Annotated in this window: 14 protein-coding genes; 4 read left to right on the top strand and 10 right to left on the bottom strand. The window is 65.4% G+C overall.

Going from position 1 to position 13,633, the window contains the following annotated elements:
- Position 1 precedes the first annotated feature (1 nt).
- Complete coding sequence (locus tag AAID08_RS09690) at positions 2 to 253, bottom strand: accessory factor UbiK family protein (RefSeq protein WP_006394062.1); 252 nt, start codon at positions 251 to 253, stop codon at positions 2 to 4.
- A gap of 151 nt (positions 254 to 404) precedes the next feature.
- Positions 405 to 842 carry a DUF5339 family protein gene (locus tag AAID08_RS09685; protein WP_064526960.1) on the bottom strand — a complete coding sequence of 146 codons (438 nt, stop codon included), beginning with the start codon at positions 840 to 842 and terminating at the stop codon, positions 405 to 407.
- A 546-nt stretch (positions 843 to 1,388) separates the two neighbouring features.
- On the opposite strand from AAID08_RS09685, the gene AAID08_RS09680 reads away from it, so the two are divergent.
- Both AAID08_RS09680 and amt read left to right on the top strand, forming a co-directional pair.
- Complete coding sequence (locus AAID08_RS09680) at positions 1,389 to 1,727, top strand: P-II family nitrogen regulator (protein ID WP_006218735.1); 339 nt, start codon at positions 1,389 to 1,391, stop codon at positions 1,725 to 1,727.
- A gap of 31 nt (positions 1,728 to 1,758) precedes the next feature.
- Positions 1,759 to 2,997 (top strand): ammonium transporter, encoded by a 1,239-nt coding sequence (gene amt / locus AAID08_RS09675; RefSeq protein WP_054503856.1) that lies wholly within the window; start codon positions 1,759 to 1,761, stop codon positions 2,995 to 2,997.
- A 172-nt stretch (positions 2,998 to 3,169) separates the two neighbouring features.
- Here amt and ptsP read toward each other — a convergent pair whose 3' ends face one another.
- The 7 genes from ptsP to rfbD form a co-directional block, all read right to left on the bottom strand.
- The gene (ptsP, locus tag AAID08_RS09670) at positions 3,170 to 4,864 is read right to left on the bottom strand and encodes a phosphoenolpyruvate--protein phosphotransferase (RefSeq protein ID WP_395757564.1); all 1,695 of its coding nucleotides are present in this window, start codon (positions 4,862 to 4,864) and stop codon (positions 3,170 to 3,172) included.
- Between the two features lie 124 nt (positions 4,865 to 4,988).
- On the bottom strand, positions 4,989 to 5,258 hold the full coding sequence (locus tag AAID08_RS09665; RefSeq protein WP_006387993.1) for an HPr family phosphocarrier protein: 270 nt from the start codon (positions 5,256 to 5,258) through the stop codon (positions 4,989 to 4,991).
- Positions 5,259 to 5,368: 110 nt separating this feature from the next.
- Positions 5,369 to 5,770: a PTS sugar transporter subunit IIA gene (locus AAID08_RS09660; RefSeq protein ID WP_064526963.1), complete on the bottom strand. Its 402-nt coding sequence runs from the start codon at positions 5,768 to 5,770 to the stop codon at positions 5,369 to 5,371.
- Between the two features lie 17 nt (positions 5,771 to 5,787).
- Positions 5,788 to 6,768, bottom strand: coding sequence for a glutathione synthase (gene gshB, locus AAID08_RS09655; protein ID WP_175142939.1), 981 nt, complete (start codon positions 6,766 to 6,768; stop codon positions 5,788 to 5,790).
- A 164-nt stretch (positions 6,769 to 6,932) separates the two neighbouring features.
- Positions 6,933 to 7,484 carry a translation initiation factor IF-3 gene (gene infC, locus AAID08_RS09650; protein WP_076410237.1) on the bottom strand — a complete coding sequence of 184 codons (552 nt, stop codon included), beginning with the start codon at positions 7,482 to 7,484 and terminating at the stop codon, positions 6,933 to 6,935.
- 20 nt (positions 7,485 to 7,504) lie between these two features.
- Positions 7,505 to 9,457, bottom strand: coding sequence for a threonine--tRNA ligase (thrS, locus tag AAID08_RS09645; RefSeq protein WP_395757563.1), 1,953 nt, complete (start codon positions 9,455 to 9,457; stop codon positions 7,505 to 7,507).
- 368 nt (positions 9,458 to 9,825) lie between these two features.
- Entirely contained in the window at positions 9,826 to 10,740 is a 915-nt protein-coding gene (rfbD, locus tag AAID08_RS09640; protein ID WP_395757562.1) for a dTDP-4-dehydrorhamnose reductase, read from the bottom strand.
- A gap of 290 nt (positions 10,741 to 11,030) precedes the next feature.
- On the opposite strand from rfbD, the gene AAID08_RS09635 reads away from it, so the two are divergent.
- A complete protein-coding gene (locus AAID08_RS09635; RefSeq protein WP_054503862.1) occupies positions 11,031 to 11,765 on the top strand; it encodes a response regulator in 735 nt (244 codons plus the stop codon).
- 53 nt (positions 11,766 to 11,818) lie between these two features.
- On the opposite strand, the gene hemN is transcribed toward AAID08_RS09635, so the two are convergent.
- Positions 11,819 to 13,246 (bottom strand): oxygen-independent coproporphyrinogen III oxidase, encoded by a 1,428-nt coding sequence (hemN, locus tag AAID08_RS09630; protein ID WP_175189103.1) that lies wholly within the window; start codon positions 13,244 to 13,246, stop codon positions 11,819 to 11,821.
- Positions 13,247 to 13,344: 98 nt separating this feature from the next.
- Here hemN and AAID08_RS09625 point away from each other — a divergent pair, with 98 nt between their 5' ends.
- Positions 13,345 to 13,611: a hypothetical protein gene (locus tag AAID08_RS09625; RefSeq protein ID WP_054503863.1), complete on the top strand. Its 267-nt coding sequence runs from the start codon at positions 13,345 to 13,347 to the stop codon at positions 13,609 to 13,611.
- Positions 13,612 to 13,633 lie beyond the last annotated feature (22 nt).

The raw sequence follows: 13,633 nt of genomic DNA, 5'->3' as shown, positions 1-13,633 counted from the left end.
ATCACTTGTCCAGGGCGGACAGGCGCGACTCCAGTTGCTCGACGGTGGCAGCCAGTTGATCAACGCGGGCACGCGTGCGCGCCAGCAGATCGGCCTGCACATCGAATTCCTCGCGAGTGACCAGATCGAGCTTCGAGAATGCCTGCGTCATCATGGCGCGGACGTTGCGCTCGACATCCGCGGCCGGGCTGCGGGCGATCAGGTCGGAAATGTTCTTCTGGATGTCTTCCATCCACTGGGTGCGATTGTTCATAGCGGCCTCACGATGTTCTTGGTGCCTCAAGTGTAGTGCTTTCCACAAGCCGGGCAGCGGGCAAAAAAAAGGGCGGGCCGCATGCGGTGACCGCCCATCAAAGCACAGGAGAAAACCGGGCCGCCTTGGGGGCAGCCCCCTACCAACATCGTTACTCGCAGCCCATCTGCTTGGCCGACTGCGCGAACAGGTCGGCCGATTGCTTGCACTGGGACGCCAACTGCGTCTTGTCGCTGATCGTGGCCCACTGCGTCTTGGCCGCGTCGAGCTGCTGCTTGAAGCTGGCCGCCGCGGGGTTGGACGCGCCCAGCTTGTCCATGCACGCGCTGACTTTGGTCAGGTAGGCGTCGCATTCGGCGGGCAGGCCGGCGGTGGAACTGGCGGCCGGGGCCGAACTGGACGGCGCGGGCGTGGAGGCCGGCGGCGTGGCGGCCGCGGGCGGCGTACCCGGCGTCGTGGTCGACGGCGCCGGCGTGGTCGATGCCGCGGGCGGCGCGGCCTTTTCATCGCTCTTGTTGCAGCCGGCCAGGGCGGCCAGCGCGGCGGTCAGCGCCAACACGGCAAAGGTCTTGCGTTGGATCGTCATCATTCCTCTTTCCTTTCTTGCTTTTCGTCTTTGTTCAGAGAGCCGCGACGCCGGTGTCTTTTGCCGCGGCCGATCAGGCCCAGATACCGCCATGAGCTGGACTTGATTCTTCTTCAGCCTACCTTTGGCAACAAGCTTATGCGTGTAAACCCTCGTATCACGCCCCGCCCCCGTTTTGACGGTGCGTCCGAACCGCTTTCAAACGCCTGACATCTGCGCCATGCGCCGCCCGAAGCCCGGCCAGCAACGTTCAGCGGCCTGTCGGGGCAGACCGCGGCCACGGTTGCCACGCATCCGGCAAACGCGACAAAGGACTACCGCGCCGGCATCAACTCGCAACAAATGGCGGCGGCAAAACATATTCCGTTGCATTCCTCACTTTGCCCGGCCGTGCACCAACTTGAGGCTGATGTCGAGTGCATGAAGCACTATATTGGTGCAATCAGGCACAACAAATGCGCCTGCCTTTCCGCTTTCCGGGCACCGGACCGTATGGCATGGAATTTGCTTGATTGACGATGCCAACGTGCAACCATGAGAGGAAATGCCATGAAACTCATCATCGCCATCATCAAGCCCTTCAAGCTCGACGAAGTGCGGGTGGCTCTATCCGGAATCGGCGTCCAGGGCCTCACCGTTACCGAAGTGAAAGGGTTCGGGCGCCAGAAGGGCCACACCGAGCTGTATCGCGGCGCGGAATACGCCGTCGACTTCCTGCCCAAACTGCGTGTCGAGGCCGCCGTGCCCGACCATCTGGTCGACCAGGTCATCGAAGCCATCGAACAAGCCGCCCGCACCGGCAAGATCGGCGACGGCAAGATCTTCGCCGCCCCCCTTGAACAAGTGATCCGTATCCGCACGGGCGAAGCCGGCGAAGCTGCGCTGTAGACAAATAAGAAAGACTCATTGGAGCCTGAAAATGGATAAAGCAGATATCTCCTGGTTGCTCGTCTCTACCCTCCTCGTATTGATGATGGCCGTACCCGGTCTGGCGATGTTCTATGGCGGCCTGGTACGCAGCAAGAACGTGCTGTCGGTACTGCTGCAAGTGTTGTGCACGTTCGTGCTGGGCCTGGTCCTCTGGTTCATCTACGGTTATTCCCTTGCCTTCACCGAAGGCAATGCGTTCTTCGGCGGCCTCTCGCGCGCCTTCTTCTCGGGCATGTTCAACCCGGCGGACGGCAAGTACGCCATGTCGAACTCGCTGACCGAACTGCTGTTCGCCTCGTTCCAGGCCACGTTCGCCGGCATCACCTGCGCGCTGATCGTCGGCAGCTTCGCCGAACGCGCCCGCTTTTCGGCGGTGCTGGTGTTCACGGTGATCTGGTTCACCTTCGCCTATATTCCCATCGCGCACATGGTCTGGTTCGCGTCCGAAACGGCCCCGGGCCTGCTCAACGCCAAGGGCGCGCTGGACTTCGCCGGCGGCACCGTGGTGCACATCAACGCTGGCGTGGCCGGCCTGGTGGGCGCCTATGTGGTCGGCAAGCGCGTCGGTTATGGCCGTGAAGCCATGCAGCCGCACAACCTGCCGATGACGTTCGTCGGCGCCGCCCTGCTGTGGGTGGGCTGGTTCGGCTTCAATGCCGGTTCCGCCCTGGCCGCCAACGAGAACGCCACCCTGGCCTTCTTCAACACCATGATCGCCACCGCCGGCGCCGTGCTGGCCTGGCTGTTCACCGAATGGGCCATCAAGGGCAAGCCCTCGATGCTGGGCGCCGCCTCCGGCGCCATCGCCGGCCTGGTGGGCATCACCCCGGCGGCCGGCCTGGTCGGCCCGGTGGGCGCGCTGATCATCGGCGTGATCGCCGGCATCGTCTGCGTCTGGGGCGTCAATGGCCTGAAGCGCCTGCTGCGCGCCGATGACGCGCTCGATGTGTTCGGCGTGCACGGCGTGGGCGGCATCGTCGGCGCCCTGCTGACCGGCATCTTCAACGCCCAGGTCCTGGGCGGCCCCGGCCTGGCGGAACCCGGCATGATCCTGGGCCAACTGTGGGTGCAGCTCGAAGGCGTGCTGCTGACCATCGTCTGGTCCGGCGTGGTCGCCTGGATCGCCTACAAGATCGCCAACGCCCTGTGCGGCCTGCGCGTGCCGGAAGACCAGGAACGCGAAGGGCTGGACGTCACCAGCCACGGCGAATCGGCCTACCACAGCTGATCGTCTCCCCCGCCCGCTGCCGGGCGGGACCATGGAAAGCCCCCTCTTCGCAGGGGGCTTTTTTTCGTCAGGGCGATCCTGTTTGGAGGGCCGGGCCCGCCGACGCAAAAAAAACCCGGCGCATGCGCCGGGCTTTCCGTTCGTCGGAGCCACGCCCCGGCACCAATGGCCCTCAGGCCAGATCGAGCGTATCCAGATCCACCGGCAAGGCCCGGTTCAAGGCGCTGGCCACCTTCACGCGCAGCGCGTTGGTATGCGCCCGCCGGACCTCCCGCTTCACGTCCAGCAGTTGCTGCGGATGCATGGAAAACTCGGTCAGGCCGAGCCCCAGCAGCAACCGCGTCATGCGCGAATCGCCGGCCATTTCGCCGCATACCGCAACCGGCTTGCCGGCTCGCTCGCCGGCATTGATGGTGTGGGCCACCAGCCGCAGCACCGCCGGATGCAGCGGATCGTAAAGGGACGCCACGTCGTGATCGCCGCGGTCGATGGCCAGCGTGTACTGGATCAGGTCGTTGGTGCCGATCGACAGGAAATCCAGCGCCTGCGCGAAGGGTTCGATGGCGATGGCGATGGCCGGCACCTCGACCATGGCGCCCACTTCCATGTGCGCCGCGTAGGCCTGGCCACGCGCATCCAGCTCGCGCCGCGCCGATTCGATGGCGGCCCGCGTCGCCACCACCTCGTGCATGTGGGCGATCATCGGGATCAGCAGGCGCACCGGCCCGTGGGCCGAGGCCCGCAGAATGGCGCGCAACTGCGTCGCGAACATCTCGGGCCGCGCCAGGCAGTAGCGGATCGCGCGCTGCCCCAGCGCCGGATTGGTGGCCACCGTGGCCTCGCCGTCCAGCGTCTTGTCCGAGCCGATGTCGAGCGTGCGGATGGTAACGGGACGGCCGGCCATGACCTTCACGACGGACGAGTAAGCCTCGTACTGCTCTTCCTCGCCCGGCAGATCCGGACGCCCCATGAACAGGAATTCGCTGCGGAACAGGCCGATGCCGTGCGCTCCGGCAGCCAACGCCAGCGCGGCCTCTTCCGGCAGCTCGATGTTGGCGTGCAACACGATATCGATGCCATCGAGGGTGACGGACGGCTCATCGCGCAGCAAGCTGAGTTCGGCGCGCTCGTCGGCGTAGGCGGCCTGGCGGCGGCGGTATTCCTGCAGGATGCGCTCCGACGGATTGACCACCACGGCGCCGGCGGCGCCGTCGATGATCAGCATGTCGCCGTCGCGCACCAGCTCGCGCACGTTGCCCATGGCCACCACGGCCGGCACGCCCATGCTGCGCGCCACGATGGCGGTGTGCGAGGTCGGCCCGCCCAGGTCGGTGACGAAAGCGGCGAAGCGCCCGCCGCGCAGGCGCAACATGTCGGCCGGCGAGATGTCGTGCGCCACCACCACCAGCGCCTCGTCGCCGCCCATGTGCGACATGTCCGGCAGGATGGCCGAGGTGCCGGACAGCACGTGCAGCACCCGCTCGATCACCTGGCGCACGTCCGCGCCGCGTTCGCGCAGGTATTCGTCTTCCATCGCGTCGAACTGCTGGCCCAGGATCTGGCCCTGCGTGGTCAGCGCCCATTCGGCGTTGTAGTGCCGCTCGGCGATCAGCGCCAAAGTCTGCTCGGCCAGCAGCGGATCGCCCAGCAACAGGCTGTGCACATTGAGCATCGCGCCCAGCTCGCGCGGCGCATCGGCCGGCAGGGTGTCGGCCAGTTGCCGCAATTCCTGCTGGGCCGAGGCCAGCGCCTCGGTCAGGCGGCTGCTCTCGGCCGGCACGTCCTCGGGCGCGATGCGGTAGTGCGCCACTTCCAGCGCCGCCGCGCCCATGACCACCGCGCGGCCGATGGCATAACCGCGGGCCACGCCTTTGCCGTACAAACAAATAACGGGGCTGGCAGAGCCAGCCCCGTCGTGCTTGTCGACCGCGGCGCCGGCCGCGGACATGCCGGCCCCGACATTGTCAGGGCCGGCGGATTCGGAAGCGCCGCTATTCCTGTTCACCGAATTTGCTATCGAACAGAGTTTCAATTTCGGAGAGCGCCTGCTCGGCATCGCTGCCCGAGGCCTCCAGCTTGACCGTCACGCCCAGGCCGGCGGCCAGCATCATGACCCCCATGATGCTCTTGGCATTCACGCGCTGCGCGCCGCGCGAGATGAAGATCTCGCTGGAAAACTTGCTGGCCAGTTGCGTCAGTTTGGCGGCCGCCCGCGCATGCAAACCCAGTTTATTGCTGATGACAATGTCTGTATTAGGCATAGGATTTATGGTGACCACGGCATCACACCGCAGTTGGTGATTGCAGCAAATTGTCCAAGCGCTCTTCGGCTTGAAATATTAGCCGAAATAATAGGACAAGTTCCTGCCCGTCAGTCTACCCGCAAGACCCCTTGCACCCCGCCCGCCAGCGCCTTCTCACGGGTCTCGGCCAGCGAGAGATTCCGGTAGGTCAGCGCGCGCAGCAACATGGGGGTATTCAGGCCCGCCAGCACACAGCACTGGATACCCTGTGCCTGGGCGTCGGCCACCGCCCGCTTCGAGATATTGGCGGGCGTCGCGCCGATCAGGTCGGTCAGCACCAGCACGCCAGCGCCGTGGTCCTGCTCGAGGATGTCCTTGAGCACCGCCGGCGCCAGGTCGTCCGGCCGGTCCTCGGGCTGGATGTCGTGGATCGCCAACATGCCGTCGAGGTTGCCCATGACGTGGCTGGCGCATTCGCGCATGGCCGCGCCCAGGGGCGCGTGCACGACAATGACAATACCCGTGGTCATGACAGGTTCCAGGAAGGTCAGGCCGCGGCCGGAACCGAGGCGCCGGCCGCCACCGCTTTTTCGAGCGCCTGGACGAACATGCCCGCGACGTCGAAACCGGTCTGTTCGGCGATTTCCACGAAACAGGTGGGGCTGGTGACATTGACCTCGGTGACGTAGTCACCGATGACGTCCAGGCCGACCAGCAGCAGGCCGCGCGCGGCCAGCTTGGGCGCGACGGCCTCGGCGATCTCGCGGTCGCGCGGCGACAGCGGCTGCGCCACGCCCCGGCCGCCAGCGGCCAGGTTGCCGCGGGTCTCGCCGGCCAGCGGGATGCGCGCCAGCGAATACGGCACCGGTTCGCCGCCGATCAGCAGGATGCGCTTGTCGCCCTTGACGATCTCGGGAATGTAACGCTGCGCCATGATGGTGCGCGCGCCGTTGTCGGTCAGCGTTTCCAGGATGGCGTTGAGGTTGGGGTCCTTGGGCTGCAGGCGGAACACCCCGGTGCCGCCCATGCCGTCCAGCGGCTTGACGATGACGTCGTGGTGCGTGTCGTGGAAGGCCTTCAGGCGCGCCATGTTGCGCGTCACCAGCGTCGGCGCGGTGAACTCGCTGATCTCGGTGATGGCCAGCTTCTCGGGATGGTTGCGGATCGCCGCGCCGCTGTTGAACACCTTGGCGCCTTGCGCCTGGGCGTATTCGAGCAGATGGGTGGAATACACGTATTCCATGTCGAAAGGCGGGTCTTTGCGCATAACCACCGCGCCGAAATCGGCCAGCGGCAGATCCTGGGGCGCCGATTCGCGCCACCAGTCATGGCCGTGCAGGTCGGCGTCTGCCACCAGCTCGATGGGCGTGGTGACGGCCTTGACCGTGCCGGTCTCGATGTACAGGTCGCCCTGCATGGCCACGCTGAGCGTATGGCCGCGCGCCACCAGGGCACGCATCATGGCGACAGAACTGTCCTTGTACGCCTTCAAGAGCGGCAAGGGATCCAAAACGAACAAAACATGCATCGCGACACCCCGAACGTACGCCGCCTTCCCTTTCGGGAAGGCGGCTATCTATGACATCGTAGCGCAGAGCCGCCCAATAAGCGAACCCGCCGAACATGGGCTGGACGGCGGGTCGCGGGGCAAGAGCGACCAGGCCTTCCCGGACGGGAAGGCCTGCAGGAGCCTTATGCCGCCGATTCCGGCTTGCCCGCGGGGGCAGCCTTCTTCTTGGGCGCCAGCACCATGACCATCTGACGGCCTTCGAGCTTCGGCATGGCTTCGACCTGGGCCAATTCCAGCAGATCGTCGCGCACACGCTCAAGTACCCGCATGCCCAGTTCCTGGTGAGCCATTTCACGGCCACGGAACCGCAGCGTCACCTTGGCCTTGTCGCCTTCCTCGAGGAAGCGGCGCAGGTTGCGCAGCTTGACCTGGTAGTCGCCCTCGTCGGTGGCCGGACGGAATTTGACTTCCTTGACCTGGATGACCTTCTGCTTCGAACGAGCTTCGGCCTGACGCTTCTGCTCTTGGTACTTGAACTTACCGTAGTCCATCAAACGGCAGACCGGCGGCTCGGCGTTCGGCGCGATTTCCACCAGATCCACGTCGTTTTGCTCGGAAAGACGGAACGCGTCGGCAATCTTGACGATGCCCAGCTGTTCTCCGTCCAGACCTATCAGGCGCACCTCGGGGACGCGGATTTCACCGTTGATGCGATTGGCTTTTTCAGTGGCGATGTTGAAAGCTCCTAGAAATGTTAAGCAGCGCTGCCATCGGGTTGATTGACGTCGCGGCGGGTGGATACGTCTTCGGACAGGCGGGCGACGAAGTCGTCGAACGCGATGGCGCCGAGGTCCAGACCGCCCAATCCGCGTACGGCGACGGTACCGTTTTGCTTCTCCTTGTCGCCGACGACGAGGATGTACGGCACCTTCTGCAGGCTGTGCTCCCGAATTTTACGAGTGATTTTTTCACCGCGCAAATCGGACTCTACTCTAAAGCCTTGTTTTTTCAGGCTTTGCGTGATTTCAGCCGCATAATCGGCCGAAGGTTCGGAAATGCAGCACACCACGGCCTGCACCGGCGCCAGCCAGGGCGGCATCGCGCCGGCGTGGTTTTCGATCAGCATGCCGATGAAACGCTCGAGCGAACCCAGGATGGCGCGGTGCAGCATCACGGGCGGACGGCGCTGGTCGTTCTGGTCCACGTACTCGGCGCCCAGGCGCACGGGCATGGAGAAGTCGACCTGGATCGTGCCGCACTGCCAGTGGCGGCCGATGGCGTCCTTCAGCGTGTATTCGACCTTCGGGCCATAGAACGCGCCCTCTCCCGGGGAGATCTCGAATTCGCAGCCGGTGCGGCGCAGGCTTTCCATCAGGGCCTGTTCGGCCGTGTCCCAGACCTCGTCCGAGCCGATGCGCTTTTCCGGACGCGTGGCGACCTTGTACAGCACTTCGGTAAAGCCGAAGTCGCGGTAGACCTTCTGCAGCAGGGCCGTGAAGTCGGCGCATTCGTCCTGCAACTGTTCTTCGGTACAGAAGATGTGGCCGTCGTCCTGCGTGAAACCGCGCACGCGCATCATGCCGTGCAGCGAGCCGGACGGTTCGTTGCGGTGGCACTGGCCGAATTCACCGTAGCGCAACGGCAGTTCGCGATACGAGTGCAGGCCGGCGTTGAAGATCTGCACGTGGCCCGGGCAGTTCATGGGCTTGAGGCCATAGACGCGGTTCTCGGACTCCGTCGTGAACATGTTTTCACGGTAGTTGTCCCAGTGGCCCGTCTTCTTCCAGAGCGAGATGTCGAGGATCTGCGGCGCCTTCACTTCCTGGTAGCCGTTGTCGCGATAGACGGAGCGCATGTACTGCTCCACCTGCTGCCACAGGGCCCAGCCCTTGGGATGCCAGAAAATCAGACCGGGTGCTTCATCCTGGAAGTGGAACAGGTCGAGTTCGCGGCCGATCTTGCGGTGATCGCGGCGCTCGGCCTCTTCCAGCATGTGCAGGTAGGCTTCCTGTTCTTCCTTGGTGGCCCAGGCCGTGCCGTAGATGCGCTGAAGCATCTCATTCTTGCTGTCGCCGCGCCAGTAGGCGCCGGCCACCTTCATCAGCTTGAAGACCTTCAGCTTGCCGGTGGACGGCACGTGCGGGCCGCGGCACAGGTCGATGAAGTCGCCTTCGCGATACAGGCTGAGCGGCTCGTTCGACGGGATCGAGGCGATGATCTCGGCCTTGTACTTTTCGCCGATGCCCTTGAAGAACTCGACGGCGTCGTCGCGCGACCAGACTTCGCGCGTCACGACTTCGTCCTTCTTGGCCAGCTCGGCCATCTTCTTCTCGATGGTCGTCAGGTCTTCGGGCGTGAACGGGCGCTTGTACGAGAAGTCGTAGTAGAAGCCGTTGTCGATCACGGGGCCGATGGTGACCTGCGCGTCCGGGAACAGCTCCTTGACGGCGTAGGCCAGCAAGTGGGCCGTGGAATGGCGGATCATGTCCAGGCCGTCGGCGTCCTTGGCGGTCACGATGGCCAGGCGGGCGTCGCCCTCGATGCGGTAGCTGGTGTCGACCAGCGTGGAATCGGCGCCTTCAAAGGTCACGCGGCCGCCCAAGGCGGCTTTGGCCAATCCCGCGCCGATCGATTGCGCCACTTCGGCGACCGTGACCGGTCCCGGGTATTGGCGCTGCGAACCATCGGGCAATGTGATCTGTACCATCGGGAGTGCTTCCTGGGGTTCTTGGGAAAAATACGAAATTCAGAAACGACAAACGCGGCTGGTAGCCGCGTTCATTTGGTTGTCTTGCTGAGTCTTACCGCTGACCTGACACGGTGAAACCCGACGCACGAAAAACTAACGCGACATAGGGCGAAAGTTCCGGGTCGTAGTTCGTGCCAGCGGGAAAAACATGATGCTCGGGCCTTCGGGATTGACTTGCGGTGCGCAGCGCCGGGATAAATGGCGTGCTTATCGTTGCCGATTGTAGCACCCTTTGGGCCTATTTCGTGACATTTGCGCGACAAAAGGGGCGGCTGATGGCGCGAACATGGCCCGTCGGCGAGCGCAGGAGGGAGCAACCGAGCCCCTCAGGCCAGGTTGCGGCTGCCGGCGATGGCGGCCAGCGCATGCAGCACGCCCTCTTCCCAGTGCGGCGCGCGCAGCCCGAAGGTGCGCTCCAGCAGGCGGCAGTCCAACCGGGAATTCAGGGGCCGACGCGCCGAGGTGGGATATTGGTCGGACGACACCGCCTGGATATCGCCCGGCGTCAGCGTCACCGCCAGACCGGCGCGCCGGGCCTGCTGCGCGATGAAACAGGCGTATTCGTGCCAACTGGCGTCGCCGGTGGCCGCCATGTGGTACAGGCCGAAGGGAAACTCTCCCCCGGCCGGCCGCGCCAGATAGCGCGCCACGACCTGCGCGGTGGCATCCGCGATGTACGCGGCGCCGGTGGGCGCGCCGCGCTGGTCGCTCACGACGCGCAGCGCTTCCGGCTGGCGCAGCGCCATCAGCATGGTCTTCAGGAAGCTCTTGCCGTACACGCCGTAGACCCACGACGTGCGCAACACCAGGTGGGCCGGGTTCAGCGCCCGCACCGCCTGCTCGCCGGCAAGCTTGCTGCGGCCATAGACGTTCAACGGCGCGGGTTCGTCCCGCTCGTCGTAGACGCCCGCCTTGGCGCCGTCGAACACGTAGTCGGAAGAATAGTGGACGATGAGGGCGCCGCGGTCGGCCGCCAGCGCGGCCAGTTCGCCCGCGGCCTCGGCGTTCACGCGCATGGCGCGTGCCGCGTCTTCCTCGGCGCGCTCGACCGCGGTATAGGCGGCCGCGTTGACGATGACGTCAGGCTTCTCGCGCCGCACCAGGCGCGCGATCTGCAGGGGATAGGTCAGGTCGCAGTCGGTCCGCCCGACCGCCGTCACCACGCCCAGCGGAGCGAGGCTGCGCCGCAGCTCGAAGCCGAGCTGGCCGTCCCTGCCGATCACGAGAATTTTACTGGGCATCCGCCGTCCGCCGCCTCGCCAGTCCTGCGCCACGGGCTGGCAACAGGCCGGCCCGGAAATGCTGCGATTTTATGCCTTGCGGGCAAGCCCTCGCGAGGCCGATTTAACGTCGCGCATCGCGACCTCTTGCATCGCTTAGTCTGATTCTCTCTTAGTTTTCGTCTGTATGGCGCCGTAAGACCATAAGCTTCGCACTCGAATTTCGGACTGGTTACGGCGTGTGCGCGGCCCCGCCTCTTGGGCGCCCCCTCTGCGCACCGATGTGTGCCTTTCCATTCTGTGGAGCCTAGATGAATACTCCCTCAGCGCCGGACAACGCCGTCTCGTCCGAGCCGCGATCCCCCGATGCGGTTGACCGCCCCAATTCCCGCAAGCACCTGCTGCTGTCACGCCCGCCCCCCGTCATCCGGGTGGCGATCCTGGACGACCACCCCGTCGTGGCGCTGGGCCTGGGCGCCTACCTCGACGCCCGCCCCGGCTTCCGCGTCATCCACCAGGAAACCTCCGCCCGCCGGCTGCTCGACAAGCTGGCGACCACGCCATGCGACATCGCCCTGATCGACTTCTACCTGCCGCAGGAACCGTGGGACGGCGTCAACTACCTGCGCCGGCTGCGGCGCTACCATCCGAATCTGGCGATCATCACTTTCTCGGCCGGTAACCGCCAGGAAACCCAGTACGCCGCCTTCCGTGCCGGGGCCAACGGCTACCTGGCCAAGCAATGGGGCATGCTGCTGCTGCCCGAGATGATCCACGGCGTCCTCAGCAAGAAGAACCCGTTCCTGTCGGTGCACGAGGGCAAGATCCGGCCAGTGTCGCCGCGGCCGCCGCACGCCTTGCTGACGACGTCGGAAGTTGAAGTGCTGCGTCACATCAGCCAGGGCATGTCGGTCACGCAGATCGCGATGCGCCTGAAGCGCAGCAAGAAGACCGTCAGCACCCACAAGCGCCGCGCCATGCGCAAGCTGCAGCTATCGGACGACCTGGCGCTGGCCCTGTACCTGCGGGAAAAGTTCGCCGAATAGCAACGTGGCCGACGCGAGGTCGGCCACCGTTTCATGGCGAGGCGCCAGGCGTCTCAGATGATGCGCGAATAGCTGGCGCTGGTGCTGACCGTGCGCAGATAGCCGTCGAACGCCATGGCCACGGCCCTGACGAAGTACCAGCCCAGGCCAGTCACGCGCAGTTCGCCGGCCCGCAGGTTGACCAGGCCGAGCTCGGCCAGGTTGGCCACCTGTGACAGCTCCGGCCCGAAGTAGTCGCCGAACCGCAGGCCATGGCGCGCCTCGACGCGGGCGAAATCCACCCGCCCCTGGCACATGATGTCCATGATGACTTCACGTCGCGCGAGGTCGTCGGCGCTGAGCGCCAGGCCCCGCTCGATGGCGAAGCGGCCGGACTCGATCGCGGCGTAGTAGCCGTCCAGGTCCTTGGCGTTCTGGCTGTAGGTGTTGCCGATGCGGCCGATGGCCGATACGCCCAACGCGACCAGGTCGCGGTCGGGCTGGGTGCTGTAGCCCTGGAAGTTTCGGTGCAGCTCGCCGCGCTGCTTGGCGATGGCCAAGGCGTCGGTGTTGAGCGCGAAATGATCCATGCCGATGTAGGTGTAGCCCTGCTTGAGGAAGCCTTCGATGGCGGCGCTCAAGAGGCCGACGCGCGTGGCGCGGTCGGGCAGGTCCAGCGGATTGATGCGGCGCTGCGGCTTGAAGCGTTCGGGCAGGTGGGCGTAGGCGTAGAGCGCGATGCGGTCAGGCCGCAGCGCGCTGACCTGCGCGATGGTTCGGGCGAACGATTCGGTGGTCTGCAGCGGCAGGCCATAGATTAGGTCGACGTTGACCGAGGCATAGCCCAGCGTGCGGGCGCTGTGCATCAGGTCGCGCACGTCCTCGAACGACTGCACGCGATGGACCGCCACCTGCACCTTGGCATCGAAATCCTGCACGCCGAAACTGAGCCGGTTGAAACCCAGCTTGCGCAGCCGCTCCAGCCGCTGGGGCGTGGCGGTGCGGGGATCCACCTCGATGGAGATTTCGGCATCGAGCTCGAAGCGGAAGGCGCCGCGCAGGTCCGCCATCAGGCGATCGAGCTCTTCGTCGGACAGGAAGGTGGGCGTGCCCCCGCCGAAATGCAGTTGCGATACCGGCACGCCGGGACCCAGCTCGGCCACGTGCAGCGCGATTTCCCGCGCCAGCGCGTCCAGGTAGCGGGCGGCACGGTCGTGATGGCGGGTCACGACCTTGTTACAGGCACAGTAGTAGCAGACCGAGTCGCAGAACGGGATGTGCACGTAGAGCGACAGCGGCTCGGTCGTACAGGAATCGCGGCGCTGGCGCAGGGCCTGGCGGTACTGCTCGACGCCGAAATCGCCACGGTAGCGATCCGCCGTGGGATAGGAGGTGTAGCGGGGTCCGTTCTTGTCCAGGCGCGCCAGCAACTGGGGCGGAAAGAAAGGTTCGGCGGCGGCGGCCGCAGGATCGGCGAAGGCTGGGCGTAGGGCGGCTTGCATACCTCGAATTATTCGCTTGTGCCGCCCCACCCGCCTTGATCTTGCGCAAACGCGCCGCCCCGTAGAATGGCGGGATTCTTCATTACAAGGACATCCTCGTGGAAACCGAACTTGACGGCCGCCTGCTCGCCCTGCGGCAGGCGATGGCGATCGCCATCGCCCTCTCCACCCGCGGCAGCCCCCAGGCCACCGACATGGCGCTGGAACTGCTGGGCGACCTGAAGACGAACCTGGACAACGCGCCGTCGGACAGCCCTTTCGAGCAACCCGAATGGGTGCTCGGCGCGCACGACGAACTGGAAGGCATCGCGCGCCTGGTGCGGGCCTTCACGCAGACGCCCGAACCGGACAGCGACGGCGCGTAAGGCCCCCTCCGCCTGACCCTTT

Origin of the sequence: Achromobacter sp. EB05, assembly GCF_044232075.1 — a bacterium.
Taxonomy (GTDB): Bacteria; Pseudomonadota; Gammaproteobacteria; order Burkholderiales; family Burkholderiaceae_B; genus Achromobacter; species Achromobacter dolens.
Note: the sequence above shows the minus strand (reverse complement) of the source record. Positions and strands in the feature narration are given on the sequence as shown.

Excerpts from the sequence above, each read along its gene's own strand:
- AAID08_RS09690 (WP_006394062.1), bottom strand. The coding sequence starts at position 253 with ATGAACAATCGCACCCAGTGGATGGAAGACATCCAGAAGAACATTTCC.
- AAID08_RS09685 (WP_064526960.1), bottom strand. The coding sequence starts at position 842 with ATGATGACGATCCAACGCAAGACCTTTGCCGTGTTGGCGCTGACCGCC.
- AAID08_RS09680 (WP_006218735.1), top strand. The coding sequence starts at position 1,389 with ATGAAACTCATCATCGCCATCATCAAGCCCTTCAAGCTCGACGAAGTG.
- amt (WP_054503856.1), top strand. The coding sequence starts at position 1,759 with ATGGATAAAGCAGATATCTCCTGGTTGCTCGTCTCTACCCTCCTCGTA.
- AAID08_RS09665 (WP_006387993.1), bottom strand. The coding sequence starts at position 5,258 with ATGCCTAATACAGACATTGTCATCAGCAATAAACTGGGTTTGCATGCG.
- AAID08_RS09660 (WP_064526963.1), bottom strand. The coding sequence starts at position 5,770 with ATGACCACGGGTATTGTCATTGTCGTGCACGCGCCCCTGGGCGCGGCC.
- gshB (WP_175142939.1), bottom strand. The coding sequence starts at position 6,768 with ATGCATGTTTTGTTCGTTTTGGATCCCTTGCCGCTCTTGAAGGCGTAC.
- thrS (WP_395757563.1), bottom strand. The coding sequence starts at position 9,457 with ATGGTACAGATCACATTGCCCGATGGTTCGCAGCGCCAATACCCGGGA.
- rfbD (WP_395757562.1), bottom strand. The coding sequence starts at position 10,740 with ATGCCCAGTAAAATTCTCGTGATCGGCAGGGACGGCCAGCTCGGCTTC.
- AAID08_RS09635 (WP_054503862.1), top strand. The coding sequence starts at position 11,031 with ATGAATACTCCCTCAGCGCCGGACAACGCCGTCTCGTCCGAGCCGCGA.
- hemN (WP_175189103.1), bottom strand. The coding sequence starts at position 13,246 with ATGCAAGCCGCCCTACGCCCAGCCTTCGCCGATCCTGCGGCCGCCGCC.